Annotated in this window: 29 protein-coding genes and 1 pseudogene; 18 read left to right on the forward strand and 12 right to left on the reverse strand. The window is 63.1% G+C overall.

Annotation, left to right across the window (positions count from 1 at the left end; genetic code table 11):
* Positions 1–53: 53 nt before the first annotated feature.
* The 6 genes from GLL_RS19555 (at position 54) to GLL_RS19580 (ending at position 4,801) form a co-directional block, all read left to right on the forward strand.
* Positions 54–1,010 (forward strand): GDP-L-fucose synthase family protein, encoded by a 957-nt coding sequence (locus GLL_RS19555; RefSeq protein WP_011143781.1) that lies wholly within the window; start codon positions 54–56, stop codon positions 1,008–1,010.
* Positions 1,011–1,100: 90 nt separating this feature from the next.
* Positions 1,101–2,309 carry a hypothetical protein gene (locus tag GLL_RS19560; RefSeq protein WP_011143782.1) on the forward strand — a complete coding sequence of 403 codons (1,209 nt, stop codon included), beginning with the start codon at positions 1,101–1,103 and terminating at the stop codon, positions 2,307–2,309.
* 33 nt (positions 2,310–2,342) lie between these two features.
* Entirely contained in the window at positions 2,343–2,813 is a 471-nt protein-coding gene (locus tag GLL_RS19565; RefSeq protein WP_011143783.1) for a VOC family protein, read from the forward strand.
* Between the two features lie 32 nt (positions 2,814–2,845).
* The gene (locus tag GLL_RS19570; protein WP_011143784.1) at positions 2,846–3,391 is read left to right on the forward strand and encodes a hypothetical protein; all 546 of its coding nucleotides are present in this window, start codon (positions 2,846–2,848) and stop codon (positions 3,389–3,391) included.
* Between the two features lie 70 nt (positions 3,392–3,461).
* Positions 3,462–3,758: a DUF3493 domain-containing protein gene (locus GLL_RS19575; protein ID WP_011143785.1), complete on the forward strand. Its 297-nt coding sequence runs from the start codon at positions 3,462–3,464 to the stop codon at positions 3,756–3,758.
* A 65-nt stretch (positions 3,759–3,823) separates the two neighbouring features.
* A complete protein-coding gene (locus GLL_RS19580) occupies positions 3,824–4,801 on the forward strand; it encodes a YheT family hydrolase (RefSeq protein WP_407920000.1) in 978 nt (325 codons plus the stop codon).
* A 56-nt stretch (positions 4,802–4,857) separates the two neighbouring features.
* On the opposite strand, the gene GLL_RS19585 is transcribed toward GLL_RS19580, so the two are convergent.
* The gene (locus GLL_RS19585) at positions 4,858–5,283 is read right to left on the reverse strand and encodes a type II toxin-antitoxin system VapC family toxin (protein WP_011143787.1); all 426 of its coding nucleotides are present in this window, start codon (positions 5,281–5,283) and stop codon (positions 4,858–4,860) included.
* The gene (locus GLL_RS19590) at positions 5,267–5,509 is read right to left on the reverse strand and encodes a type II toxin-antitoxin system Phd/YefM family antitoxin (protein WP_011143788.1); all 243 of its coding nucleotides are present in this window, start codon (positions 5,507–5,509) and stop codon (positions 5,267–5,269) included. Before GLL_RS19590 ends, GLL_RS19585 begins: the two co-directional genes overlap by 17 nt.
* 178 nt (positions 5,510–5,687) lie before the next feature.
* Here GLL_RS19590 and GLL_RS19595 point away from each other — a divergent pair, with 178 nt between their 5' ends.
* Together GLL_RS19595 and GLL_RS23820 are read left to right on the forward strand one after the other, a co-directional pair.
* Positions 5,688–6,872 (forward strand): MFS transporter, encoded by a 1,185-nt coding sequence (locus GLL_RS19595; RefSeq protein WP_011143789.1) that lies wholly within the window; start codon positions 5,688–5,690, stop codon positions 6,870–6,872.
* A gap of 1,769 nt (positions 6,873–8,641) precedes the next feature.
* Positions 8,642–8,744: pseudogene (locus GLL_RS23820) on the forward strand (cytochrome-c peroxidase); the annotation flags it as partial.
* A 149-nt stretch (positions 8,745–8,893) separates the two neighbouring features.
* Here the strand turns inward: GLL_RS23820 and GLL_RS19605 are convergent.
* The 5 genes from GLL_RS19605 to GLL_RS19625 are packed head-to-tail and all read right to left on the reverse strand — an operon-like array spanning position 8,894 to position 13,267.
* Complete coding sequence (locus GLL_RS19605; RefSeq protein ID WP_011143791.1) at positions 8,894–10,429, reverse strand: Hsp70 family protein; 1,536 nt, start codon at positions 10,427–10,429, stop codon at positions 8,894–8,896.
* Positions 10,426–11,073 carry a helix-turn-helix domain-containing protein gene (locus tag GLL_RS19610; RefSeq protein ID WP_011143792.1) on the reverse strand — a complete coding sequence of 216 codons (648 nt, stop codon included), beginning with the start codon at positions 11,071–11,073 and terminating at the stop codon, positions 10,426–10,428. Before GLL_RS19610 ends, GLL_RS19605 begins: the two co-directional genes overlap by 4 nt.
* Positions 11,066–11,269, reverse strand: a complete 204-nt coding sequence (locus GLL_RS19615; protein ID WP_164929381.1) for a DUF2997 domain-containing protein — start codon at positions 11,267–11,269, stop codon at positions 11,066–11,068. The genes GLL_RS19610 and GLL_RS19615 overlap by 8 nt, the downstream gene beginning before the upstream one ends.
* The gene (locus tag GLL_RS19620; protein WP_011143794.1) at positions 11,269–11,643 is read right to left on the reverse strand and encodes a DUF1257 domain-containing protein; all 375 of its coding nucleotides are present in this window, start codon (positions 11,641–11,643) and stop codon (positions 11,269–11,271) included. Before GLL_RS19620 ends, GLL_RS19615 begins: the two co-directional genes overlap by 1 nt.
* Positions 11,644–11,656: 13 nt before the next feature.
* On the reverse strand, positions 11,657–13,267 hold the full coding sequence (locus tag GLL_RS19625; RefSeq protein WP_011143795.1) for an AAA family ATPase: 1,611 nt from the start codon (positions 13,265–13,267) through the stop codon (positions 11,657–11,659).
* A gap of 307 nt (positions 13,268–13,574) precedes the next feature.
* On the opposite strand from GLL_RS19625, the gene GLL_RS19630 reads away from it, so the two are divergent.
* Positions 13,575–13,916, forward strand: a complete 342-nt coding sequence (locus tag GLL_RS19630) for a BON domain-containing protein (protein ID WP_011143796.1) — start codon at positions 13,575–13,577, stop codon at positions 13,914–13,916.
* Between the two features lie 106 nt (positions 13,917–14,022).
* Here GLL_RS19630 and GLL_RS19635 read toward each other — a convergent pair whose 3' ends face one another.
* A complete protein-coding gene (locus GLL_RS19635; RefSeq protein ID WP_011143797.1) occupies positions 14,023–14,904 on the reverse strand; it encodes a helix-turn-helix domain-containing protein in 882 nt (293 codons plus the stop codon).
* 181 nt (positions 14,905–15,085) lie between these two features.
* On the opposite strand from GLL_RS19635, the gene GLL_RS19640 reads away from it, so the two are divergent.
* From GLL_RS19640 to GLL_RS19650, 3 genes are all read left to right on the forward strand, one after another.
* The gene (locus GLL_RS19640; RefSeq protein WP_011143798.1) at positions 15,086–16,666 is read left to right on the forward strand and encodes a DJ-1/PfpI family protein; all 1,581 of its coding nucleotides are present in this window, start codon (positions 15,086–15,088) and stop codon (positions 16,664–16,666) included.
* 19 nt (positions 16,667–16,685) lie between these two features.
* Positions 16,686–16,955, forward strand: a complete 270-nt coding sequence (locus GLL_RS19645) for a YciI family protein (RefSeq protein ID WP_011143799.1) — start codon at positions 16,686–16,688, stop codon at positions 16,953–16,955.
* Between the two features lie 329 nt (positions 16,956–17,284).
* Positions 17,285–17,923: a DUF4351 domain-containing protein gene (locus GLL_RS19650; RefSeq protein ID WP_011143800.1), complete on the forward strand. Its 639-nt coding sequence runs from the start codon at positions 17,285–17,287 to the stop codon at positions 17,921–17,923.
* Between the two features lie 64 nt (positions 17,924–17,987).
* Here the strand turns inward: GLL_RS19650 and GLL_RS19655 are convergent, their stop codons facing one another.
* Complete coding sequence (locus tag GLL_RS19655) at positions 17,988–19,361, reverse strand: Uma2 family endonuclease (protein ID WP_164929382.1); 1,374 nt, start codon at positions 19,359–19,361, stop codon at positions 17,988–17,990.
* A gap of 132 nt (positions 19,362–19,493) precedes the next feature.
* Between GLL_RS19655 and GLL_RS19660 the strand changes: the two genes are divergently transcribed.
* The gene (locus GLL_RS19660; RefSeq protein WP_011143802.1) at positions 19,494–20,072 is read left to right on the forward strand and encodes a Uma2 family endonuclease; all 579 of its coding nucleotides are present in this window, start codon (positions 19,494–19,496) and stop codon (positions 20,070–20,072) included.
* Here the strand turns inward: GLL_RS19660 and GLL_RS19665 are convergent.
* The 3 genes from GLL_RS19665 to GLL_RS19675 all read right to left on the reverse strand — a co-directional run bounded on the left by GLL_RS19665 (position 20,066) and on the right by GLL_RS19675 (position 22,103).
* Entirely contained in the window at positions 20,066–20,440 is a 375-nt protein-coding gene (locus GLL_RS19665; RefSeq protein ID WP_011143803.1) for a (2Fe-2S) ferredoxin domain-containing protein, read from the reverse strand. The genes GLL_RS19660 and GLL_RS19665 overlap by 7 nt on opposite strands.
* Before the next feature lie 24 nt (positions 20,441–20,464).
* Positions 20,465–20,902, reverse strand: coding sequence for a hypothetical protein (locus GLL_RS19670; protein ID WP_011143804.1), 438 nt, complete (start codon positions 20,900–20,902; stop codon positions 20,465–20,467).
* 142 nt (positions 20,903–21,044) lie between these two features.
* A complete protein-coding gene (locus tag GLL_RS19675) occupies positions 21,045–22,103 on the reverse strand; it encodes a hypothetical protein (RefSeq protein WP_011143805.1) in 1,059 nt (352 codons plus the stop codon).
* Between the two features lie 112 nt (positions 22,104–22,215).
* Between GLL_RS19675 and GLL_RS19680 the strand changes: the two genes are divergently transcribed.
* The 5 genes from GLL_RS19680 to GLL_RS19700 all read left to right on the forward strand — a co-directional run bounded on the left by GLL_RS19680 (position 22,216) and on the right by GLL_RS19700 (position 26,056).
* The gene (locus tag GLL_RS19680; protein WP_011143806.1) at positions 22,216–23,253 is read left to right on the forward strand and encodes a CobW family GTP-binding protein; all 1,038 of its coding nucleotides are present in this window, start codon (positions 22,216–22,218) and stop codon (positions 23,251–23,253) included.
* A 126-nt stretch (positions 23,254–23,379) separates the two neighbouring features.
* Positions 23,380–24,525 carry an alanine racemase gene (gene alr / locus GLL_RS19685; protein WP_011143807.1) on the forward strand — a complete coding sequence of 382 codons (1,146 nt, stop codon included), beginning with the start codon at positions 23,380–23,382 and terminating at the stop codon, positions 24,523–24,525.
* Between the two features lie 87 nt (positions 24,526–24,612).
* Positions 24,613–24,900, forward strand: a complete 288-nt coding sequence (locus GLL_RS19690; RefSeq protein ID WP_011143808.1) for a hypothetical protein — start codon at positions 24,613–24,615, stop codon at positions 24,898–24,900.
* 8 nt (positions 24,901–24,908) lie between these two features.
* Complete coding sequence (locus GLL_RS19695) at positions 24,909–25,517, forward strand: hypothetical protein (protein WP_164929383.1); 609 nt, start codon at positions 24,909–24,911, stop codon at positions 25,515–25,517.
* A gap of 53 nt (positions 25,518–25,570) precedes the next feature.
* Positions 25,571–26,056, forward strand: a complete 486-nt coding sequence (locus GLL_RS19700) for a hypothetical protein (protein ID WP_011143810.1) — start codon at positions 25,571–25,573, stop codon at positions 26,054–26,056.
* Positions 26,057–26,065: the final 9 nt, after the last annotated feature.

A 26,065-nucleotide genomic window follows, 5' to 3' on the forward strand; every position in this document is an offset into this window, starting at 1 on the left:
CCCACGGCCGCGCACGGTACACTGATCTACGACCTGAGAGGGGCCTCTTCGCGATGCAAACGGACTTCGAGCGCGCCAAGATCCTGGTGAGCGGCGCGGGCGGCTTTCTCGGACGCCACGTCGTCGAACAACTGCTGGCCCGGGGCGCCCGGGCGCAGAACCTGGTGACCCCGCGCTCGGGCGAACTGGACCTGCGCGAGCCGGACGCCTGCGCGCGGGCCGTCGAAGGCATGGACCTGGTAATCCACCTGGCGGCCAAGGTGGGCGGTATCGGCCTCAACCGCGAAAAACCGGCCGAACTCTACTACGACAACCTGATGATGGGTACCCATCTCATCCACCAGAGCTACAAAGCCGGTGTGGGCAAATTTGTCTGTGTGGGCACGATCTGCGCCTACCCGAAGTTCACCCCGGTGCCCTTCCGCGAGGACGATCTCTGGAACGGCTACCCCGAGGAGACCAACGCCCCCTACGGCGTCGCCAAAAAAGCCCTGCTGGTGCAGTTGCAGGCCTACCGGGCGCAGTACGGCTTCAACGGCATCTACCTGCTGCCGGTCAACCTCTACGGCCCCTGGGACAATTTCGACCCGAAAAGCTCCCACGTCATCCCGGCGCTCATTTACAAAATCGCCCAGGCCAAACAGGCGGGACAGAAGACGTTGCCCGTGTGGGGCGACGGCAGTCCGACGCGGGAGTTTCTCTATGTCGATGATGCGGCGGCCGGTATCGTCGAAGCCGCCCGCACTTACGACGGAGCGGAGCCGGTCAACCTGGGCACCGGCGCAGAGATTTCCATCCGGGATCTGGTGGAGATGCTGTGCGAGCTGATGGATTTCAAAGGCGAAATTCTCTGGGAGACCGACAAGCCCAACGGCCAGCCCCGCCGCTGCCTCGACACCTCCCGGGCTCGCGCCGAGTTCGGCTTTGCCGCCAGCACCGGCCTGGCCGAGGGCCTGCGGCGCACCCTCGAATGGTACGCCCGCCACGGCGAGCGCCTGAGCCTCGTCTAGCGCTATCTATTTGCATCTATAGGAACTTTCTGAAGGTCCGCGCCAGGCGCGGGCTTTTTTTTCACGATTACCGTTATCGACAGGCCAACTATGGAACCGACCGAACTCGCGGCGCTCTGGAGCGCAGTGCAACAGGAGCCTGACGAGCCGGCCGCGCTCGCTGCGCTCGCGGCTCACCTCGAGCACAGCGAGTCGCCCGATCCGGGTCTGGGGATGGTGCTGGATTTGAGCCTGCCGCGGGCAACAGGAAACTGGCAGGCGCTCCAGCGGCGCTACACCCCGGTGGTCGAGCATCTGATCGAACTGGTGGTCGAATCGGCCAAAGGGTTGGCCCACGAGCGCTCCCCAGGACTGGGTCTTGCGTTTGAGAAATTGGAGCAGGCCCGAGAGTTGGCCTGGCGCTTTCATCTGCCGGTGCGCGAAATCCACTGTCTGCTCGAAGGGGCGCTGCTGTTGCAGCGCAGCGAACAGCCCACCCGGGCGATGGTCTACTGCCGGCGGGTGCTGCTGTTGTGCAGTGCGCTCGAAGCCGGCTTCTCGCGCTCGCTGCTCGAAGGCCGCACGTATACCCAGATGGCCGCTTTGCAGCAACCGCTCCACCTGGAGCAGGCGATGGCGAGTTTGCGGTTGGCGATTCGGGCGTTTATAGAAGCCGAGTCGGCCCCCAGCGCGGTGGGTACCTGGGACCAGCTCGCCCAGCTGCACGAAGAAAACGGCGATCTGCAGGCGGCCATCTACGCCCGCGCCCAGGCGATTGCACTGTTGGAATTGACCAACCGGGAAGCGGAGCTGTTGCAGCAGTTGTTGCGCCAGGCCAACTTGCTCATCGAAATTTCCGCCACCAACAAAGCCGAGAGTCTGTGCGCCCAGGGCATTCGCCTGGCCGAACGGCTGGGCGAAGATTCGGAGTTGGGCCTTGGGTATTTGCTGTTGGGCAACATCTCCTACCAGAGCCGGCAGTGGACCGTGGCCGAGGCGCAGTACCTGCAGGCGTGCGAGTGTTTTCGCCGCGCCCAGGCGGTGGGCCTGCTGCGCCACGCGCTGCTGTCGCTTTTTGAAGCGCACCGTCAACAACAAGACTGGACAGCGGCGCAGCAATCCCTGGTGGAGGCGATCCGGCTGGGTTACCAGGCGGGGGAGCGCGTCGAGCAGGTGGATGTGGCGATGGCGGGCGTGCTGTGGATGGAGGTGCTGACCGGCGGCGGGACGGCGGAGGTGGACCGGGTGCGCTCCGGTCTGGTTGCCCTTGCAGAAGAGTTGAGCAGCGGCGAACTATTCGATATTCTCGCCAGCGGCTAAGGTAGTGGCCAAACTGTCTCGGGAGCCCCGCCAGTGTCCGCTGTATCTGCAAAAGTGCTCACCCCCGGTGCGCTGCGCCGGGTGCACCATCTCGCCTTCAACGTGCGGGATCTGGCCGCCTCGCGCCGCTTCTACGCAGAGGTGCTGGGCCTGGAGGAACTCACGGGCGAGGCGGTACCCTCGACGTTGCGCGCTCAGGTGGCGGCGGGCAAAATTGCTAATTTCGTCACCCCGGACGGCACGGTCATCGATCTATTCTTCGAGCCCGAACTGGGACCGCCCGACCCGGATCCGCACAAAGCCTTCACCCGCGCCAACCACCTGGCCTTCGACATCGCCCCGGAGGCCTTCGACGAGGCAGTGGCGGTGCTGTTGGCCCACGGTGTGCCCATCGACCACGGACCGGTCAGCCGTCCCACCGGCCGGGGCATCTATTTTTTTGACCCGGACGGATTCATGCTCGAAATCCGCTGCAATCCACCGGCGAGCGGAGCGGAAGTCTAACATAGACAACGAAGCTCTCAGGTGAGACGCCCATGGACCTGATCGGCACCTCTTTACCGCTCGTCTTGCTCGGCATCGCCCTTGCCGCCCTCGCCGGAACCGCCCTCGGGGCCTACGCGGGCGCCTCCATCCGCACCCTCACCCGGGCGGCAAGCACTCCGGTGGCCGCCGGTATCGGCGTGGGCAGCGCCCTGGTGGCCACCGTCGGCACCGGCTTTCTGGTGGCGGCGCTGTTCTGGCTGCGGCTGGGCAATCTCCCGGTCGGCTGGCTTGCCGCCGGGGTAGCCTTCGGTCTAGTGGTCGCTCTGGTCACTGTCGATTGGGCCGGTGCGGCCCTAGCCGCCGCCTTCGTGGGCACTTACACAGCGGTGGCCGTGGGTGGGCTGGTTGCTTTTTCCTACCTGGGGCCGTTCCTGCGCTTTATTCCGCCCTTTGTGACCAATTTGCTCCTCTCGACCCTCATCTCGCTGGTCGGTCTGGCGCTGCTGTTGATAGTCGGTTTTACCGCCGCCCTGCTGGTGCGTTTGCTCAACCAGTACGTGCTCACCGAGCCTACCCAGTCGCGCATCGACACCTGAGCCCGGCTTGCGGACGCGCCATGGCGACGCTTCCCAGCCATAATTGGTAAAGTTCCGTTACGAGCGCGCCATGAACGCAGAAGAAATCGCTCGCCGTCGGGCTTCGCTGCGCGTCGAATCGCGCCATCCCTGGCGCAAGCTGCGGCTGGGGCTGTATCTGGCCTTCGGTGCGAGCGGCGTGGTCGGCTTTTTCGTCGCCTTTTTTCGGGTGCTGGCGGGGCGGGAGTTGCCGGTGAGCCTCACCAACCTGGCCGTGCAATCCGGGGTGATTGCGTTGATGGTCTTTTTGTGGCGGCTGGAGACGCGCAAAGAGAACGCGTTGTTCGAGCGCTATCTGGCCCAGGAAACCCGCCGCCCCGGAGCCTGACGATGCGACCCTACCGCGCTCCCTGGTACTTTCAGGACGGTTTTGTGCAAACTATCGCGGTGAGCTTGCTGCACAGCAACGCCTGGCAGCAGTACGGCGAGCGCTCGCCCCTGGCGCCGCCGCTGCCGGTGCCGCCGTGGCAAGAACACGTCTTTGCCGGAGCTGAAGGGGTGCCGATTGCCGGGCGCTACGCCCGCCAGACAGCGGGCCGCCCGCGCGGAACGCTCATCGGTTGCTATGGGATCGTCGGTTCGCTGGAGGGCAGCTGGTACGTGCACTATCTGGCGCGCAAGGCTTACGCCCGCGGCTACGACGTGGTGCTCTACGACTGGCGCGGCCACGGCAAGACGGCGGAACTCTCGCCAGTACCGCCCTCCGACGGCTGGCGCGACGGTGAAGATATCGTGCGCATCGCCGAGCAGGCACTTGCGCTGGGATGCGCTGCGCCGGCCGTCGCCTTCGGCGTCTCGCTCGGGGGGCAGCTGGTCCTCTGGTCGCTGAAGGCGGCCCGCGATCTGCACAGCGACGTCCTGGCGGGAGCGGTCGTCCTCTGTCCGAACCTCGAATCGAACTGGTCCCTTGCCAATTTGCAAAAAACCTGGACCGGTCGGCTGATCGAAGAGGCCCTGGTGCAGGAGTTGCGCCGCGAGGTGGCCCGGCGCCTGCGACTCTACCCCGAGACCGTTCCGGCCGGAGTGCTCGATCGAGTTCGCTTCATCCGCGACTTTGACGACGAGATGGTGATTGGCTACTACGGCTTTGCCTCGGTCGAGGAGTACTACCGCAAAACCAGCGGGCTGTATCTGCTCGAAGAGCTGGCGCTGCCGCATTTGATTATTTATGCCGCCGACGACCCGATGTTCGATCCGCGTATCGTGGGCGAACTGGAGCAGCGCAGCGCCGCCAACCGCTGCGCGCGCCTGGTGATCACTGCTCAAGGCGGCCACGTCGCCCATATCGGCCGGCCCAGTGGCGAGGAAGACGAATTTTGGGCCCTCAACCGCACACTGGAATTTTGTGATGAGCTGACCGCTGCCCGCTAGGGGGGTCTGCTCCTTTTGGACCATTTTGGGGTGCAGACCAACGCCGCAGGGTTTGCTCAGCAAGGCAGAACCTGCAAATAGCCCTCCTGGGCATAGGCGAGGATCTTGGCATCTCTTGTGGCCAGTGCGATGTTCTTCACCCGGGCGCAAGCGACCAATATCCGATCCGCCGGATCGCCGTGAAACTGGCCCGGCAGTTCGGCCGCCTCCACCGCTATCTGGGCAGACAGGTCCAGCACAGACAGACCGGGAGCACTCAGGGATTGGGCTATCCATTCCTGACAGGGCATCCCCAGGTGGACGCGACCCCGAGCAGCCAGCATGGCGACTTCCCAACAGGTGATCGGCGACACCCGCAGCCCCCCCGACGCGGCGGCGGATGCAAGGGTTCGTACTGGAGCCTCCTTAAGGTGCGCGCAGCCGAGCATTAACCACAAAAAAACATGGGTATCCAACAAATACCCCTTAATCATGTTCGGCATCCCATGGACCCCCGATGGGAGCCTCGATGTCGCCCCGGATGACCCCCGTGCCGGCCATGAATCCGAAGACCGACGGTGCTTCTGCCGTGAACGGGACCAGCTTCGCCACCGGCTTGCCCCGCTTGGTAATCACCACTTCCGTGCGCTCCTGCTCGACTTGATCCATCAGTTTCAGGCACCGGGCCTTAAAGTCGGCCGCAGAAATTTCTTCGGGGGTGCGCGCCATCGGAAGCCTCCTGTATGGTCATGTGACTATAGTCACAATACTATCTTGAGTGCTTCGCGGCAAGTTTGGCCACAAGGTCCAGTACCCCGATGATGGGGCGTGTGCCCGGCGACATCGGCCTGTATCCGCCAATGCGCTATGACGGGAGCGCGACTATCACCACCGCGGGAGCACACCGATGAAATTGCCGGGAAGCGTTCCCCGTCCCATCTGGATCTTGGGATTTGTCAGCTTGCTGACCGATTCCAGTTCCGAGATGATTCACGCATTGCTGCCGCTGTTTCTGGTGGCCGAGCTGGGCGCAAGTGTCCTGGTATTGGGAATGATCGAGGGCATCGCCGAGGCGACCGCCTCGCTGGTCAAAGTCTTCTCCGGCGCCCTGAGCGACTATCTTGGCCAACGCAAGAACCTGGCGGTGGCGGGCTATGCCCTCTCGGCAGCGGCCAAACCCCTTTTCGCTTTGGCCACCAGCCCCGTCTGGGTGCTGGTGGCCCGCTTCGCGGATCGGCTGGGCAAGGGCGTTCGCGGGGCGCCGCGCGACGCACTGATGGCGGATCTAACCCCGCCGCCCCTGCGCGGAGCGGCTTTTGGACTGCGCCAATCTCTCGATACAGTCGGAGCCTGCATCGGACCGCTCGTTGCCGCCGTTCTGATGGCCGCTTCGGGGGACAATTTTCGGCTGGTGTTTCTGGTGGCTCTGGTGCCCGGGTTTGCGGCGGTGGCCTTGCTCGTTTTCGGGGTGCGCGAGCCGGAAAGGCCGGCGGTCGCTTCCCGGCTGAATCGGCCGTTGCGTTGGGCGGATCTGGGGGCGCTGGGCCGCCCTTACTGGCTCCTGGTGCTGGCAGCGCTGCTCTTCAGCCTCGGCAATTCCAGCGACGCCTTTTTGCTGTTGCGCTCGCAGCAGCTCGGAGTTGCCGCGGCGCTGCTGCCGCTGTTGCTGTTGGTGATGAACGTTGTCTACGCCCTGAGCGCCTACCCGGTGGGGGTCTTGTCGGACCGCATCGGCAGGCCGGGGTTGCTTGCGGCCGGCTGGCTGCTTTACGCACTGGTGTACCTGGGGTTTGCCTTTGCCGCCCTCCCCTGGCAGGTGTGGGGGCTTTTTGCCCTCTACGGCCTCTATCTGGGCATCACCCAGGGCATCCTCTCCGCCCTGATTGCCGACCGCGTTCCGGCCCATCTGCGCGGCACCGCCTTCGGTTTTTTTAACCTGGCCACGGGAGTGGCGCTGCTGCCTGCGAGTCTGCTGGCGGGTGCTCTGTGGCAGGGACTGGGTGGTGCGGCTCCGTTTGTGGTCGGGGGAGGCTGCGCCCTGGCCGCAACCCTCCTGCTGGTCCTATCGGGAATAGTTCGAGTTAGAAACTAACAGGTGATTTTGGAACCTAATTGAGCACAGCGAGAGGTTTGCAAGGCATCTATATGTCATCGATTTTGGCTGCGCCGGTTGCCTCCCCTTAATCAGTGAATATATTGCGAGTCTCGGCAAACAATCGTGGTAGACTCTGCCGAGCGTCCCCCAAGATACTCGTTGTCTAAGTTCAATAATGCGCCGCGGTCAGATCTGTAGGCGCGGTAATTCTACGCGATCACTCGCCGATTTCGCTCGATGAATCGGCAGTGGGAATCGCTCTGCGAAGGAGAAACAATCGAATGACTCGACTCAATTCCCACGCCTTGCGCTTGGTGGGTCTGGCGGCGCTGCTTGCCACCGCCGGAATCTTTGCAAAAGCGATGGATATCAGTGCGCAACCGCCGTCCCCCGCGCGGCAAAGTGCCGAAGCTGAGGAGGCTGAACCTGCGGAAGTTCTAGTTGGCGAACGGCTATTTGAAGAGACGCGATTCGCTCAGTTTTATTTTGCCAATAGCGGCGGGGATGCCAATGCCGAGCCGTTGCCCGGTGGCGGCGATCCGGTGGTGGCGACCCTGATGACCCCCGACGGACCGATTGCCGGTCCCTTCGCAGGTAAATCGATGAGTTGCAGGCAATGCCATCTCGAATCGCAGGCCGCCGAGACCCCGGGCGGCGGGTTTCGCACCTACGCCGATTTCGCCGTGCGCAGCCCCGTGCCGGACCGGGGGGACGGCGAGAAGGTCACCGTCCGCAACAGTCCCTCCCTGGTCAATCTGGCCCTCAACACCACCGCCCCGGCGGAACTTTATCACTTGGACGGCCAGTTTCCGAATCTGGAGAAACTGGTGGCCGATACCCTGACGGACCGCAACTTCGGCTGGAAACTCACCGAGCGCCAGGCCGCCATCCGCCACGTCGCCTCGATCGTCCGCAACGACAACGGCCAGGGCGAACTTGCCCAGCAAAACGGCGGGGCCTACGCGCTGGTATTGGCCGGCAAGAGCCCCGATCCGCGCTTCGTGCTGCCGGAGTCCTACCGCCTCGATGTCGCCAGAGCGACCGACGAGCAGATTCTCTACGCGGTCGGCCGGTTGATGGCGGCCTACATGGATTCGCTGTTCTTTGCCCGCGACGAAGAAGGGGCCTTCGCAGGTTCGCCCTACGACGTGTTCTTGCAAAAGAACGGCCTGCCGCGCCGGCCCGCCCCCGGCGAATCGGACCTTGCCTACAGCCGCCGCCTGCGGGGGCTTCTCGCCAATCTCAAGCAGCCGCGCTTTGTGACACCCGCGGACGGCGCTTTTGAGCTGAGCGATCAACCCTTTGCCTTTGGGGCGCAGGAACTGGTCGGCTTGCAGATCTTCCTGGCCGAACCGCAGGGCCGCGCGGTCGGTGCCACGGAGTTGCAGCAGGGAAAGGTGGGCAACTGCATGGTCTGCCACGTAGCACCCAAATTCACCGACTTCAGCCTGCACAACACCGGGGCCAGCCAGCAGGAGTACGACGACGCCCACGGCGAAGGGGCCTTCGCCAATCTGCCGATCCCTGCACTCAAGGAACGCAACACCAACTACGACGCCTATTTGCCCCCGACCTCCCTTCACCCCAACGCCTCGGGTGTCTTTCGCAAGCCCGCCGACTCGGCCAACCCGGCCCTGGCGGATCTCGGAGCCTGGAACGTCTATCTCAATCCCGATTTCAAGGTGCCCCCCGAGAAGCTCGAAGCACTGATGGGGTTGGCTAAAGTGCCCAATAGCGGTAAAGACGCCGCCCTCACCCAGTCCCTCGGCCGCTTCAAGACTCCGGGCCTCAGGGATCTGGCGGACTCGGCTCCCTACCTGCACAACGGCAGCAAAGGCACGCTCGAAGAAGTCGCCGAATTCTATCGGTCGTTCTCGCAAAAGACCCGTGCCGCTCAAGTGCGCAATGCCGATCTCGAAATCGGGCGCATCGCCCTGGTGCAGGACGATGTGGCGGCGCTCGCGGCCTTTATGCGCTCGCTCAAGGAGGATTACGGCCTGGACTAGGGGCAGGAGCGCTTATTTCAGCCGGCCGGCCGGTTGCTCGTCGACGAGCAACCGGCCGGTGGACAGATCCCGCACCGTCACCCGCAGCGTGCGGGTGCCATCGACGGCGAAGCGCACTTCCAAGCGGTCCACCCCAGCCACCCCGGGCGGATCGAGGGTGAAATTCACCTGATTGCGTTTGCCCAAAGGCCGGAAGCTGCCGTCGGCACTGCCTGGGCGGGTGCGCAGCATGCCGGCGGCATCTTCGTAGACTTCGGTGGTCGTCCCGGCGCTCAATTCGCCCAGGACCAGGCTCACCTCCTTCTGGCCGGCGGCGTTGGCCTGCAGCAAAATCGGTTCGCCCGCCACCGGGTAGGGGGTGCCGCCTGTGAACAGGGGCAGGTATTCGTAGGCCTTGGCATAGGGATTCCAGTGGCGCAGGGCGTAGGTGTGGCGCAGGTGGTCCTCCACCGCGCCGTAGCGCGCCAGGGTGAGCGCGCCGTGGGCCACCGCCTCAAAGGGTTTGCCGAACCGGACTTTCTCGCGGCCGAACAGGCCGATTAGCTGCTTGCGGACCGCCGGGATCAAGCCGGTGCCCCCCACCAGCACGACGTGGGCGATCTCCTTTTTGGCCACCCCCCGGCCGTAGGCCTGATCGAGCACTTCGTCGACCGCCTCGCGCAGGCGATCCAGGAGCTGTTGCCGCTCCAGGATCGCCTCCAGGCCGTCGCGATCGAGGCGCAACTCGTGGGTCTCGAAGCTCTGCTCGTCAAACCAGCTCTCGGCGGCGAAGCGCTGAGCGGAAAGCCGGATCTTCACCGCTTCGGCTACCAGGAGCAAATTCTGCCAGGCGGTTTCGCCGATACTGCGGCGGGTAAGACCGGCTCTATCCAGATAATCCTCGGCGATCCACTGATCGATATCGGCGCCCCCGCAACCCCAGGGCCGGTCGGATTTGGCGATCACCTCCGCCCGTTGCTCGCGCGCTCCTGTGGGCAGGGGGCTTGTGCGCACCAGCGAGAGATCGAGGGTGCCGCCGCCTAGATCGACCACCAGCACCAGCGCTCCCGGCGCCTCGATGGCGTACCCCAGCGCCGCCGCCGTCGATTCGTCCACCACCAGCGGCTCGGGAAGGGCAAGCCGGAAGCAGGCTTCGCGCAACCAGTTGAGATAGTGTTCGTAGGCCCCGACCGGTGCGCTCAAAATCAGTTGTGAAGGCAGGACGCCCTGGGCGTTGAGGGCGGCGTACAGACGATCCAAAAAGATTTCGCCCACCCGCGCCGAGGTGTAGCTCGCTCCGTCCACCAGCCGGGGCGAGGGTTCGAATTCCTGGGACAGGTCGCGCTTGAACCCTCGAAAGAGCCGGCTTTTGTCGGTGGCGGCGGCGGCCGGCCGGCCGATGAGCGCTTCGCCCCGGCTGTCGATATAGACCGCCGAGGGCACCAGGGGCGGTCCGCCCGGGTAGTGGGCGCTAAACGGAAAGACGAGGGTTTCGGGGGTGCCCCTGGCCCGGTTTTCGAGGCATACCACCGTGTTGGAGGTGCCGAAATCGACGGCGACGATGCTCACGATCCGCTCCCCGCGGGCAACGTCCGGCTCACCTTCGCCCGGCAGAGCACCTCCGCTTGGTCCCGGTAGCCCAAAAAGCGCACGTAGACGGTCTCGCCCGGTGCGATGTCCGCCGCGTCCGGCAGGTGCAGCTCGGGATCGAAGGCCACCGGCTCCCAGACAGCACCGATAGGTTCGAAGCCCCAGTCGGCCAGCAGGCCCTCCAGCGGCGAGAGCAAGCGCAGGGCGCCCGCCGCTCCCAGCGTCGGGTTGCCCTGGGCGGCCCGCCTGAGGGTCGGCGCCTGGATGAGCAGCGGCAGCAGCCGTTGGAGAGTTTCACGGCGAAAATGCGCTTCTGCCACCGCCTGCTGCGCTTCGAGCTGTTTCTGCAGCCGCAGGCATTCTGAGCGCCATTGCCCGCACTCGCGCTCGGCACGGCTCTCGAGGTGTACCCCTGCGAAGGTCTGCAAAAAAGCCGCCGGCTCCACCTCCAAACAGGCGGCAAGCTTTTGGGCCGTCTCCACCCTGAGCCGAAAGGCTTCTCCCCGGCGCACCGCACCCACCGCCGCGGGCGACACCCCGGCCTGCCTGGCCAATCCCCGCCAACTGCCGATCCCCACCGCCTCCATGAAGCTGCGCAACAGCGGTTCGCAGTGCTCAGGCATGGCCCTGGTCGAGTCGGCGTTGCACCTCGCCTTCGAGGGGCGGCGCACCGTCGCTCTCGCGCCGTTCGATCCGACCCAGGGCGGCCTCAAGCTCAGCGGTTATCTCGGTGCAGTGCCCGCCTTCGACGCCGCTGACCCGCTCGGTGATCTTGCCGTCTTTGCCGATGACGTACTCGATGCGCTGGTACTCGGCCATCACGCCCACCTTGCGATCACGACGCGCACCTCGCCCGCCTCGCCCACCTGCTCGCTTTCGACCGTAAAGCCCTGGGCGGCGGCCGTTTCGATAAGCACGTTGCGGGCGTAGCGCTGGCGGATAGGTGCAAGCAGCCGCTCGGCGCTGCTGCCTACACCCCAGAAGTCGGCCACCATCTCCAGGTGGTCGCCTACCCGGCGAAAGCCGATGTCGTAGCCGCCGGGGCGGCGCACGACCAGATCGGCGCGGGTGGTCTCGCCCTTGTAGCCGCGCACGGCGGCGTCGAGGGCGACCGTAAAGCCCAATTGCTCAAGGGTGGCCTTGAGGACGGCGCGGTTTTTCAGTTCGAGGCGGACGGTGGTGAAGTGGGACATGTTCCGGTGTCGCTTATCCAAGGTCAGTGTCGTCGATTTCGAGCGCGTCGAGGCCGCGGCGGGCGGCGATGGCCCGGATTTCTTGGCTCAGCTCGGTGTCGATCGAGGCGGTGCGCGCCCCCGATTCGGCGGCCCAGCGCTTCAATTCGGCGATCTGTTCGCGGGCGATCGAAGCGAGGGGCACGCTCTGCTCGACACTATGGAAGATATCTTCCATCGAGAATTCGCGGCTCGGGCTGCTGTTGTAGGCCAGATGCATCGCATCGACGATCGCCTGCTCGATTTCAGCACCGCTGAATTGTGGGGTGTGGCCGGCCAGGGCCACAAGGTCAAATTCGCGCAGGCGCTGGGGTCTGAGGCGCTCCAGGTGCACCCGGAAGATGGCCTGGCGCTCGGCGGTATTGGGCAGGTTCAAGAAAAAAATCTCGTCGAAGCGGCCCTTGCGCAAAAATTCCGCCGGCAGCACCCGGACGTTGTTGGCGGTGGCGACGATGAAGACCGGGGCGGTCTTCTCCTGCATCCAGGTCATCAGGCTGCCGAAGACGCGCTTGCTGGTGCCCGAATCGCCCGCGCCGCTCTCGCCCACCCCGCCGAAAGCTTTATCCGCCTCGTCGACCCAGAGCACGCAGGGGGCCATCGCCTCGGCAATCTGGATCATCTGGCGCACCCGCGCCTCCGATTCGCCCACCAGGCCGCCGAACAGGCGCCCGGCATCGAGCCTCAGTAGCGGCATGCGCCACTCGCAGGCGATCGTGCGCGCCGAGAGCGACTTACCGGTGCCCTGGATGCCCACCAGCAGCACCCCCTTGGGGTTGGGCAGGCCGTAGCGGCGCGCCCCTTCGCCAAAGCTGCCCCGCCGCTCTCGCACCCAAGCTTTGAGGTTTTCGAGGCCGCCGATATTTCTAAGGGAGGCGCGGGCCGGAAAAAATTCGAGTACTTCGCTCTGACGGACGTACTGTTTTTTTTCTTCGAGCACCAGATCGATGTCCGCTTCGCTCACTTTTTCGCGCTCGGCGAGGGCGCGGGCGAGGATGCGGCGGATGCGCGTGCGGGTGAGCCCCAGGCAGGCGCGCACCAGTTGCTCCTCCGCCAGTCCCTGGAGGGTGAGTTGCGCGGGCGGCACGGCGGCTTTGAGCATTTTGCGGATTTCGGCGGGGCCGGGTAGGGGAAAGTCGATGACTACCATCTCCTCGCGCAATTCGGCGGGTACCGCCGCCGTGTGGCTGAGCACGATGACCGTCTTGCGCTTGTCTTTGAGATCGATGGCGAGCTTTTTGAGGGCGCGCACCACCGGGTAATTCTGGGCGAGGGTGGGATTGAGCAAAGGCGGGTGCAAGTCGCGCAACACAAAGAGCACCGCTTCGTCCGGGGCGGCGCGCACCTGCTCCAGCGCCTGGATGGCCGAACCCTTGGCCTGGCCGCTATCCTCCCAACCGGCCACCACGTCCCAGCGGCGGATCTTGCGCGTTGGCTGCAGGGTGGTCGCCACCTGCTCCAGCACCTCCTCTACCGGTCCTTCCTCCGCCGAGACAATGTAAAGCAGCGGATAACGCGCCCGGATGAGCAGGCCGAGGTGGGCGGCGATGCCCCCGTAGTCCCAGGCGGTCAAGCGGAGATCGGACATCGAAGCGGCGGTTTGCAAGCGGTACGGTGGGCGTGCCCCCGTTCATTCTAGGGGCAACCCGGTACCCGGAAGGCCGCCCACGATCCGCGCCACGGTGTCAGCCTGCAAGCCAATCGCTCCCAGTCGCGGCCCATCCACGGCCCGCGGCCCTTCCGGGTACCCGGTGCGTTGGACAACCCATGGGTATGTAGCTATGCATATGTATCCACGAGGGTTTCCCGACATGTTCATATCTGTCCTGGGGGGCATTTTTCCGGTGGGGACGGTTACTATGCTGATTGGGTAGTTACGCATGGACAAGTGCAATATGGGATGGCTTCAACGTCTTTTTGGCTTGGAAAAACCGCAGCAGACCGCCCAGGCACCTGCGCAGCCCGCCCAGACGCCCACCGGTGAGCCGGTGCCGCCGGAGCGCGTCGGTTTGAACGGGGAGTACGATCAAAGCGGCCTGGCCAAGCGCGTCGCGCTCGCCTTCGACAACGATCCTGAACTTGACGATGTCGACACGCTCTACGTGGCCCAGACGGGCACCACCGTCGTGCTCAAGGGCAAAGTGCCCAGCCAGGCGATCCTCACGAAGATGGTGACCGTGGCCAAGACCGTCAACGGTGCCACGGCCGTCGAGACCAATCAGGTGACTGTCGGCTAATTCCGGTGGGTCGAGCATTGTGGAAATGATGAGGCTGGGGGAGAGGGCCATAGCTCTTTCCCCCGGTCCTATTTGTGCAGGTTTTTGAACAGTGAGAAGCCGGACCTCATCGGTCCTCCCGGTTGCGGATGCGGGCGGGCGTCAGGCCGTAAAGGCGCGACAGGACATTGGTCATGTGGGCCTGGTGCGCAAAACCGGCCAGCAGAGCCACCTCGGCCAGGGGCAGGTCTCCCGAGCGCAGCAGCGCTACGGCCCGCTCCGCCCGCCGCCTAAGAATGTACTGGTGGGGCGACTGCCCGGTAGCCGCCCGAAAGGCACCCAAAAATGCACTCCGCCCCATCCCCGCACTCTGGGCCAACTCCGATAGCAACAACGGTTCGGCCAATCGCGCTTCGATAAGCTCCAGGCAGCGGGCGATTGTCCGATGGGCAACTGGGGCCGTGGGCGCGGCGGTGCCGACGGGTTGCTTCGCCAGAAACAACAACTCGGCCACTGCAGCGGTAACGGTCGCCTCTGCGAACGTTGCACCCCGCAGCCCGCCGTTGTCGGCCTCCTCGCCCAGCGCAAGGCACAGCGAGGTGAGCAATCCGCTGCGCAGCGGGCTTTGCAGCAAGGGGCCAAGGTCCCCGGGATTGGCCCCCTGTTCATTGAGAAGCGGCAGTACGAGCGCCTCGCTCAGCGAAACGATAAGCATCTGCCGCTGTGATTCGATGGCGAACCGGGTTGCCGTCCCGGCCGGATTGAACAGCAAGTCACCAGAACGGGTGTAGGCATCGAACACTCCCGCCCCCAGTTCCAGGCGCGCGGGAGAATGTCCCCGGCGGACCAGCCGCAAGACGAAAGCGGCCGCTGCACCGTGGCGGTATTCGCCCGCCGGACAGAGCGCTTCGACAACCTCAATCCCGGTGGATCCGTGTATCCGTTTGGAGGTGAGGACCGGAGCCCTCTCGGTATCGTATTCGAATTCTCCGGGTATGGGGGCAGCCATCGATGCTATTCTTGCCGGGACGCATCGATTCTACAGCGCCCCCCAGCTTTGCAGAAAAAGCGCGGTGCCTGCTGTAGGCGGACGATCGTGCAAGACGGCGGTAACCACCCCTGGATACTGTGGATCTCACCGGCGTGTTTCTATCTCCATAGCCGGGTATTGCCGGTACAAAGACCGAAAAATGATGAAAACCATCTTGATGGTCACCAGCAGCCACGATCGCTTCGAAGGGCCGGACCCCCGACCGACCGGGGTCTGGCTTGAGGAGTTCGCGGTCCCCTACATGGAACTGCTCGCCCGCAAAATCGGGATCACGGTGGCAAGCCCCAGGGGCGGAGCGATGCCCGTCGACCCGCGCAGCAATCCGACTCCTGAGCAGCAACAGCAGTGGCAAGCGGCGATCGAAGCCTCGCGAGCGACCCTGCCGCTGGCGGGTATGGCCTCGGAGAATTTCGACGCCATCTTCCTGCCGGGCGGGCATGGTCCCATGTTCGACCTGCCCGACAACCCGGATCTCGCCCGTCTGCTCACCGAATTTTATAAGGCGGGCAAGATCATTGCCGCCATCTGCCACGGCCCGGCCGGGTTGGTGGGTGCCAGACGTCCCGACGGCGCGCCCCTGGTCGCGGGAGTGACCTTGACTTCTTACACCGCTTCTGAGGAAGTGGCGGCCGAACTCGACAAGGAAGTGCCCTTCATCCTCGAAGACCGGTTGCGCGCGTTGGGGGCGCATTTCATTGCCCGCGAAAACAAGGCCGATCATATCGAGCGCGACGGACAGTTCATCACCGGCCAGAACCCCAATTCCAGCACCAGCATCGCCCGGGCGATCGTCGCCGCCCTCGACAAAGCGCTGCAACCCGAGTTTGCGGCGGTGCCCCGCCAGATAGCAGCAGCGCAGGAGATCGCTACTTTCCCTGTGCCCACATTCTTGGAAAACATTGTCATTGGCGAGGGCGGGGATCTGTTCGTGACCAGTTACGACGACGGCCGCCTCTTCCGGATCTCACCGCAGGGAGACATCGCGGAACTTGCCCGGTTGGACGGCAACGCCGCAGGCATCGGTTTTGCTGCGGACGGCAGCTTGCTCGTGGCCGGTTCCGCGGGTAAGACTCAGACGCTCTACCGGGTCGGTCTAGATGGCACAGTCGAGTGCTGGATTGAGATGCAAGAAGCGGTCTTTCTGAACGGACTGACCCATCTGGTGGGTGAGCGGTATCTGGTTGCCGACTCCTACAAAAGTGCCATTTGGGAGGTGGATCTGGCGGCTCGGACGGCGGCGCTCTGGCTTAGCCACGAGCGGTTGGCCCACGCAAAAGATCCCTTCCATCCGGTACCGATGTTTCCGGGGGCGAACGGACTCAAAATTCACGACGACACTCTCTACGTGTCCAGTACGCAGCAGCAGATGCTCCTCCGTGTCCCACTGGGTGTTGACTATTCGCCGGGGGAGCTGGAGGTGTTTATGACCAACCTCAACCTCGACGATTTTGCCTTCGATATCGAGGGCAATATCTTCGGCACCACCCACGTCTACAGCAGCGTGGTGCGGATCAGCCCCGACCGGCGGGTGAGCGTCGTGGCCGAGGCAGAACAGGGACTCACTGGCAGCACGGCCGTAGCTTTTGGACGCACAGTCGAAGATCACCGATCGCTCTACGTGACTACCAACGGCGGGGTCAGCTTTTTGAGCGCGGATGCCGTCCAGCCGGGCCGCATTGTGCGCCTCGATGTTGGGATTGCAGGGTACCGGCGGCCATAACTAGCTAGGGAGAACATCAATGCGCTTTGCAATCCTCTGCACCCTGCGCAAAGACAGCGATCCCGCCCGGATGGCGCTGCGGTTGCGGCATCTTGAGTACATCCGTGATCACCGGGAAATGATTGTCTTTGGTGGGCCGACCATCGATGCGCAGGGCAAGCCCGAGGTGATGGTACTGGTGATCGACGCGGCCGATGCGCTCGGGGCGGAGCGCTTTATTGCAAAGGAGCCCTATACCGCCTCGGGTCAGGTTTTCGCCTCGACCGTCATACGCCCCTGGCGCAGGTGATGCCGGAGCCGAGTGCCGGTGCGCTTGCCGGAGAAATCGCACGAGAACAGCAAAAACGGCAACGCGGGATGTAGCTTGCCTGTAGCTACCCGCACCGCTTCCAATCGTTGGTTCTTCCGCCGGGATGCCTGCACCCGACTGGAGCAATAGCTTCAGTTCCGACACCGGGTGTCCCATGATAAGTCCATGGCCTACGACGATGCTTGCAAAGAACTTGCCCGGCAAGATCCGCTCGCTTTTGCCTCCTGGCTTTTAGGCCGTACCCTCCGCCAGACCACTGTCCTGCCCACAGAACTGGGCCTTGACCCGATCCGCCCCTGCCGTTGCGTATGGCCGACTACTATATCCGCCTGATGCGGCTGTACCGGGAGCCGTTGCGCGAGGTCGAGCAGTTTATCGTTCTTTTGAAGCGACCTTCAGTGAGCACGACGATCCAGGAGGAGTACCGTACCGGTCGGATGGTACATCGCTACCGGGTGGTGCGCCTGTGGGAAAAAGATCCGGTGCCGCTATTGCAGCGCCCGGCGTTGCTGCCGCTGGCCGCCCTTGCCCGGACAGATTCAGCCGAAGCACTTCTGGAGCGGGTTGCAGAGCGCATCGGTAGTATAGAAGAACCGGGGTTGCGGGCGAATACGCTGGGGTATGCAAAGATTCTGGCGGGTCTACGCTTCTCGGAAGCAATCATCGATGCGCTGCTGCGGGAGGAACTGATGCGTGAGTCTGTGATTTACCAACGCATTTTGCGCGAGGGCGAACAGCGCGGTCGTGAGGAAGGCCGCGAGGAAGGCCGAGCGCAGGAGGCCCGCAATATTGTGCTCCGTCAGCTGGTGCGACGGATAGGAACGTTGGAAGCTTCTGAGCGCGAGCAAGTCGAAGGGCTGTCGGTTGATCAGTTGGAGCGGCTAGGCGAAGCGTTGCTGGATTTTAACGGCCCGGAGTCGCTCAGCCAGTGGTTGAGCGAGCGGTAGTCCGGTCGATTCAACTTACCTTCGCCAAGGCAGGTGGAGGGCAAACGGGCTTGAAGATTGTTGTTCACAGGGGCACCAACTGTTCAGCAATTGCCTGTTGCTCCTCTGCCGTCTTGAAGCCGCGCTCCGCATCGAGTAAGCGCATCTGCGGACTGTCACCAAGTCCCGAGAGAGCCTGGTAGATTTCGTATTCCCGCTGCTGCGGCGCGTCCCATGCGACCAGGGTAACGTCCGACCAGTAATTGAGAGGTTGGGACCGCACCAGATCCCCGATCACTCCCAACCTGACGATCCCAAAGTTCTCGCGCAGCATCGCGGCGGCCTGGCGGACCAGATGCCACCATTGGGCCTTATGCTCGGTATCCTGCTGCTCCTGGGCGATGCGCTCCTGCAGAGCCTCAATCCAACTTTGGGGTGGTAGTACATTCAGAACGTCGACAAGACCGAACGTTGCCAACAACATACCGAGGAGGTTGCGGACTCCGGCGGCTCCACCGATCTGCGGTCTATCTTCCCAATACTCGAATTTTGCCTCCGGGCACCAGCTGATGTACTGGTCAAAGCCGATGGGAGCCGGCTCCAACTGCAAATCCGGCACAAAAGGTAGACTGCCCCATCCCGCTCCCTCTTGGATGTGAGGGATAGATTCGAAAGGCTGCTGGGAGCCTTCGAGAAAGAACAATTCCTCCAGACTGCCACCATACCAGTTGGCATCTTGCCATAGCGGTTCTGGACGGAATGCTAATCCGGCAACGCTGCCGGGGCGATACAGGCCATCGCGATCTGGAAATTGGGACAAGTAGACGCCATCCCGTCGACTCCAGAACTCGACGCTCCGAGAACGGGGATCGACAATCCAATATTCCGGTACACCGGCCGCTTGGTAGTAGTTGCGTTTGATAACGCGATCGGCATGTTCGTGGCCAGGTCGCAAAACTTCGATTACAAGCTCTGCCGGACCGTTCAGGTAATAATTGCACAAACGGTTGAGCCCTGTGCCGGTAAAAAACATGGCATCCGGTGTGAAGCCGTTTTCACCCAGACGCATTGCAAAATCGCGGCCCAGGGCATTGCCTCCGACTTCCCGGGCAACCCGGAACAAACTGGTATTCAAATACTGGCGGACGCCATTGTGACTATGTTCATCGCCTCTGTACCCACCCCTTAAATCCTCAAGCTCGTATCCGATATTGTGCAACGAAAGGTCGGCAATGTCGTCGTTGCCTACAGTCACTCCGTAACGCATCTTCAACGCTTGCAACCACAGTTGCACAGGAGCGAGGGCCACCGCGGCAGCTGGGCTCCAGCCTTGCAGGAGTTGTCGCAACAAAAGCCGACTGCCGAGGAGCGAATTGCCGACCACAAGACGCGATTCGATCAGTTCCAGCTTGTTCTCCGGACCGTGCTCGACATACTCATCAAATAGTTCGCTACTCATCGTGTTATCCCGCTTGCAGTACAACAGGTGTTTCAGGTAGTACCAGTCCCCGGATGCCTGTTCGCAAAACCGGCGCGCAGAAGGGGTACGCACCAGAAAACCTTGTGAAGTCTCCACGTCTAGTATGGAAGCATGGCAACGACGCGCAGCGATCTCACACTGGAGCAATTTTTTGCCCTGCCCGAGGGCGAGACGGCCTTCGAACTGGTAGACGGACAGGCGGTTGCCAAAGTGTCTCCTCAGTTTTTTCACGCTTCGCTGCAAAGGGTGCTGCTCCAACTGCTGGACGGTTGGGCGATGGACCATGGCAGGTTGGGGCCGGAATGGGCCGTCGTTTTGAGGCGGCGCGGCGTCGATTGGGTGCCGGTACCGGATCTGACCTATGTCAGTTACGAGCGCTTAGGCAGAGAGTGGGACGAAGATGCCCCCTGCCCGGTGCCTGCGGACCTGGTAGTCGAAATCATTTCTCCCGACCAGACCTCCAAAGAATTCGAAGAAAAAGCCGGCGACTATTTGCAGGCAGGTGTGGGCAGCGTCTGGGTTGTAGATCCGCGCGCCGAGACAGTCACCCTCTTCAGCCCGAACCAGAAAACCGTTTACCAGAATGCGACTCCCCTCGCCGAGCCGATGACCCCGGGGCTGAGCCTGAGTGCACTGCAAATTTTCGATCGCGCCCGCGAAGTTCGCCGGGGTGGCTCCAGCCGTCAGTGACTTTCTTCCAGCAGAGGGTTTGTGGCAAACAGAAATTCTGCGACCGGCACCCCGCCTATCAGGTGCTCCTGGATGACGCGCTCGAGCACCTCAGGGGTGGCGCTGTGGTACCAGAAACCACCCGGATAGACCAGCAGAATCGGGCCATCGCGGCAGACGCGCAGGCAGTTGGCCTTGGTGCGAAAGACGGCCGCCTCGCCCCGGTCGAGTCCCAGGGCTTTGAGCCGCCCTTTGAGATAGTCCCAGCTGACCAGGCTTGCCGCTTTATCGCAGCAGGCGGGTTTGGTCTGGTCGGCGCACAAAAACAAATGCCGGCGGTAGGAACCGATGGAGAGATTCCTGGCCACCTCGGTCAAGTTCGAGCCCATTTCAGCAAGTGCCTGCAACTGGCTCTAGCGTAACCGTAGAGGGGAGCGCGAAGGGCTCAAGGGCGCATCGGGGGTGAGGGTGGGAAGCCCGCCGTCGCCGCTGGAGGAGCGCGCCAGCAACAAAAACAAAATGAGCAGCAAACCGGCGTAAGCGAGTTGCACCAGACCCGCCGGCACCTGCGGCAACACCAGGGCCGTGCAGCGCGATACTAATCCGCCCGCCTCACCGATGGCCACCCCGAGCCAGAGCAAACGGGCCACAAAGCCGCCAGCCTGGATCATCGCCGAGGCGACACCAATGACCAGGATCATCCGGTCGAGGTACTGCCAGACGTCGTTGCCGCTGAAGGTCAGGTTCAACACTACACACAACAAGGCGTAGACGCCGATGTGCAACAGCAGCGGGCGCCAACACAGACCCAGACTTCGCCACTGTGCAGCAAACAGCCTTTCAAAACCCATAGCGATCCAGTGCAGTGAGTGGTGAGTGTGTGGGATCCAGCGGTCGGACCGGCCCAGATGGAATTGTGATCCATTGTTCCTGCCCTATGCGCAATATTACTCGCTTCCGAACAATTGGGAACGCACCACCCCCGGATCCGCATCAGCGCACCACTGCAAGCAGACGTTCGGCCACCTGTTGGGCGCCATGGGCCGGGACCGGGGGACGACAAGCGAGCGAGCCGTCCAGAAAGTCCCACCTCTGCGCCAAGAACGCTTCGGTGGTGAGCACGCGGCAATCGATCAGGCGCGACATGCCGTCGATGAGGAGATCGGCTTCGGCGAATCCCGGCCTGGCCAGGCAAGCCACCGGCAGACCCAGGGCGCAGCACTCGGCGACGGTGCTGTAGCCGGGTTTGATGATGGCCAGGTCCACCGCTGCCAGTAGTTCGATCAGCCGCCAGGCGCCCGGCTCGACCGTCGTGAGGTTGGGGGCCGGGGGAGCGGCGGCGGTGACCACGAACTGCCAGTCGGGGTGCTCGGCCACCCGCTCAGCCGGAAAAGCAGCCATCCCCAAACCGCCGAAGGTCATCAAGGCGGTGGGCCGATCGGGGGCGATCCCGAGCCTGTGGCGGACGTGGTCGCGCCCGAAGCGCGCTTCGTTGACCACCAGGGGCACCGGCTCGACGGCGGCAAAGGCGTCCATCGCCTCGGCAAAGGGCAATCGGAACAATCCCGAGTACCCGCGGTAGAGTTGCGCGGACCAGGCGGCCAGCGGCGCAAAGCGTTCGTCTTCGATATGGCGGTAGATAAAATCCCAGCCGAAATTGCTCATGCCCCACACCGGCCGCTTTGCGTCCGCAAGCCTGCCTGCCAGAGGCGGAATGTCCGCCAGGACGATATCGAAATCCTCTTGCTCCAGCCACTCGCGCTCGGCGCACACCAGTTCCTCCGAGCGCGCCCGCAGGGCGCGGATGCGTTCGAGGGTGGCGTCCCGGTCGGTGGTGAAGCTGTCGGATTGGACCAGCCCGACATCGAGGAGCGTACCGCGCCGTTCGAGGCCCTTGGCCATGTGCACCGCGACCAGCCAGTCGGGCACATGGGAATGCAGCACGATGCGCGAGTGCGCTTCAAGTTCGCGCAGGCGGCTAGCCACCGCCAGAAGCCGGGTCGTATGGCCGAAGCCGTGGGCGGAGCTGTACAGGCAGAGCTTGAGGGGCATCGAAGGTGCCGCGCGACCCTTTCAGGGTAACCGCCGGGGGCGGTCTGCGAAGCGACGGCGGGCCGGTGCATACTAAAGAGAGGGCGAAGCGAAGCACCCTGAGGAATCCCACATGCAGATTCAAGAGCGTGGCCTACCTGTCACGGTAATCACCGGATTTTTGGGCAGCGGCAAGACGACGCTGGTCAACCACATCCTGCGCAACAACCAGGGCATCAAAACGGCCGTAATCGTCAACGAATTCGGCGATATCGGCATCGACAGCGAACTGATCGTCTCCACCGAAGAAGACATGGTCGAACTGGAGAACGGCTGTATCTGCTGCACCGTCCGCGACGACCTGGTGCAGGCCACCCTGCGCATTCTGGAGCGTGATCAAAAAGTCGACTATCTGGTGGTCGAGACCACGGGCCTTGCTGATCCGCTGCCGGTGGCGATGACGTTTTTGGGTCCCGAACTGCGCAACGTCACCCGCCTCGACGGCATCATCGGCGTCGTGGACGCCGAGAATTTTGCCCCGACGCTGTTCAATTCCGAGACCGCCGCCAACCAGATCGCCTACTCGGATATTATTTTGCTCAACAAGACCGACTGCGTCGAACACGAAGCGCTCGAACGGCTCGAAGGGCAGATCCGCGAACTCAAAGAGGACGGTCCTATCCTGCGCACCGAATACGGCCGAGTGGATCTACGCATGATCCTCGATGTGGGCGTCTTCAAGCTCGAAGAGCAATTCGCCGAAGCCGAGACGGAGGAGCACGGGCACGTCCACGGTCCCGACTGCGGCCACGATCACCACGAGCATGACCACGGGCATAGCCACGACCACCATGACCACGATCACGACCATCACCACCACAACCACATCGAGGCGGAAGGCTTTACCTCGATCTCGCTGGTATCCGAGCGGCCCCTTGCCGCCAAGCAATTCGAGCAGTTCCTCAAAGATCTGCCCCAGGGTGTTTTTCGAGGCAAGGGCATCCTGTGGCTGGCGGAGTCGCCGGAAAAAGTGATCTTTCACCTGGTGGGCAGCCGCATCCGCATCGACCGCGAAACCTGGGACGGCGCACGCAAGAATCAGGCGGTCTTCATCGGCAAGGATTTTGACCGCGAGGCGCTCAAGGCCCGCTGGTCGGAGTGTCTGGCTTGAGGAACCGGGGGATGGCCCTTTCCCTCTGCCTGTGGAGATCGCCCTGATGGACCTGCTGTTACACTGACATCCAAGATCGCGCGACAAACGGGTTTTGCCCGGCGCGCCAAGGTGGGTGAGTGAGCAGTGGACGGGTTTGATGCGACGCGACGCGCCTGGGTGGAGATCGACCTCGATGCCCTCAGGCACAATGTTCAACAAATCAGACAAAGATTGCGGTCCCATTGCCGGGTGATGGCGGTGGTCAAAGCCGACGCCTACGGCCACGGCGCCCTGAGTGCCGGCCGCGCCGCCCTGGAGGCGGGGGCCGCCTGCCTGGGGGTGGCCACCCTCGAAGAAGGTGCGCAGTTGCGCGAGAGCGGCCTGGGTTGTCCGATCGTCGTCCTGGGACCCATCCACACCGGCGCCGAAGTTGCCGCAGTCGAGCACTGGCGGTTGGAACCGACGCTTTGCACGCCGCGCCAGGTGCTCGTCTGTGCGGAACACCTGAGTGCTCCCCATCCGGTGCACCTCAAAATCGACACGGGCATGACCCGCCTGGGCGCACCCTGGCAGGATGCCGTCGAATTTGTGCGCCTGGCCTACCGGCTACCCCGCCTGCAGGTGGCCTCGGTCTACTCGCACCTGGCCACCGCCGATGAGCCGGACTCCGCCGCCCTGGGCGAGCAACACCGCCGCTTCGAGCGGGTGCTGGGCGAACTGGAAGCCGCCGGGGTGCGTCCCGAGTGTGTGCACCTGGCCAATTCCGCCGCCGCCCTGGGCGATCCCGGATTGCACTACGACCTGGTGCGCGTGGGTGTGGCCCTCTACGGCCTCTACCCCGCCCCCGAATTTTATGGAGCCGCCGAACTGCGGCCGGTGATGCAGGTCAGGGCGCGGGTCACCCAGGTGCGGGAAGTGCCGGCGGACACCGGCGTGAGCTACGGCCACTTCTGGCGTACCCCGACCCCGAGCCGCCTGGCCACCGTCGCCATCGGCTACGCCGACGGGGTGCCGCGGCGGCTCTCGGGCCAACTGCAGGTGCTGGTGCACGGGAGACGGGCTCCCCAGGTAGGTGCGATCACCATGGACCAGATCGTCATCGACTGCACCCACCTGAGCGCGGTGGAGGAGGGCGATGTGGTGACGCTGCTGGGCCGCGACGGCAACGAAGCAATCGGCGCCGCCGACTGGGCCGACCCCCTGGGTACCATTGCTTACGAAATTCTTTGCGGTTTTAAGCACCGCCTGCCACGGGTGGTGCGCTCCACGGCACCGGTATTTAACGTTTAGCGACCGCCAGTTACCACAAAGAAGGGCATCTTGGCGCTTGTGGTAGCTTTGTTCTACGGTCTGCCGACTGTGGAGCGATAGAAGACCATGACCTACGATTTTCCTGGGTACGATGAGGCACAATTTGATCCCGACGAACTTGAAGGTGTTCTCAGTTACCTGCGTGAATGGGCTTACGGCCATCCTGGGTCGAATCGGCCTTTTTTGGTCGAGATGGGACGAACGCTGACACCTGTCGAGTTTTTTTATGAAGTCGAAAAGCGTACCGAATTCGGCCTGGGCTTTTTGCGATTTTTATTCGCACAGGCGCGTCGAGCCGAGGAACGGCCTGTCGATGCGGTCTCGCGTGCTATCAAGGCGAACGGGCAGGGATGACGGCGAGTGTGCTGGTCCTGGCGACAAACTACGACTGCGGCTCCTATTCCACCAGCACATGGGCTGCAACTTTGCAGGCGGATCTGATCGGCTTGGGCCACATTTGTCTATTGCTCGACGCAACAGCCCTGTGCAGGGGAGGCTTGTCTCTGCAAGATGCCGTCGAGTGCGTCGACTATGTCGTCTACTGCGGACATGGTCTGCAGGATGAATGGACCGCGCTGCCGGCTCTGGGTAACCGCCCCTCGATACCGCTGGTCGATAGCAGTTCGGTCAATATTTTGAGCGGCCGCAAGGTCTACGCCTGCTGCTGCTGGTCTGTAACCGGTTTGGGGGCGGCTTACGCCAACCGATTCAGCCATGGCGAGTACATCGGCTACGATCGACCCTTTGGTTTTGAAAAGGACAATGAAAGCGAGTTTCGCAACGTCGTCATCGATTCCGTAGCCGCCTTCGTGCAAGGGGATCCCGCCGCCAAGGTCGTCAACGATCTGGCCTATGAGTGGGACAGGTTGAGCAATGCCTTTAGCCAGGGCAAACTCAAATACCGCAGAAACGCCATCCAGGCGGCCTACGTGGCAAACAACAACAAGCAGAGAATTCGGCACGTTCCTTGATGGGGTGCCCCTAAAGGTCCTTGTCCGAGCGCTGGAGGAGCAAAAGCTATTCAATGGCGGAACTGGACGCACAGGTTGTTCAACTGATCGAACAAATCCAAGAAGCCCTGGCGATCGTGCGCAGGCGCAGCAATCAAGAGTTGGGAATCGTGCTGCAGTCGGCCCAACTGCATTTGAAGCTTGTCGAAGAGACCAAAGCAAAGGCAGGAGGTGACTTTGATGTCGCCTTCATGCCGATCAAGGCTTCGATGGAGCGGACAGGAACCAGGGTGTACGAGTTTGTTTTGACCCTGGTGCCCTCGGCGGGCATTCTGGAACTGGGTAAAGCACCCAGTGAGCAGTTGGCGCAGAAAATCTTTGAGCTGTCGGCTGCCATGGATCAGGCTCGGCGGGCGGCTTTACCACTGTTCAAGCTGGATGGCGCCAGTATCGATGTCGGTATCGAAATCACCCAGGAAGCGGGAGTCCAGATCATCGTGGGTGGAAGTTCCAAAGACCAATCTGCTCACAAGATCAAACTGAATTTTCGACCGAAATAGGGCGGGTTT

The organism is Gloeobacter violaceus PCC 7421 (assembly GCF_000011385.1).
GTDB lineage: Bacteria > Cyanobacteriota > Cyanobacteriia > Gloeobacterales > Gloeobacteraceae > Gloeobacter > Gloeobacter violaceus.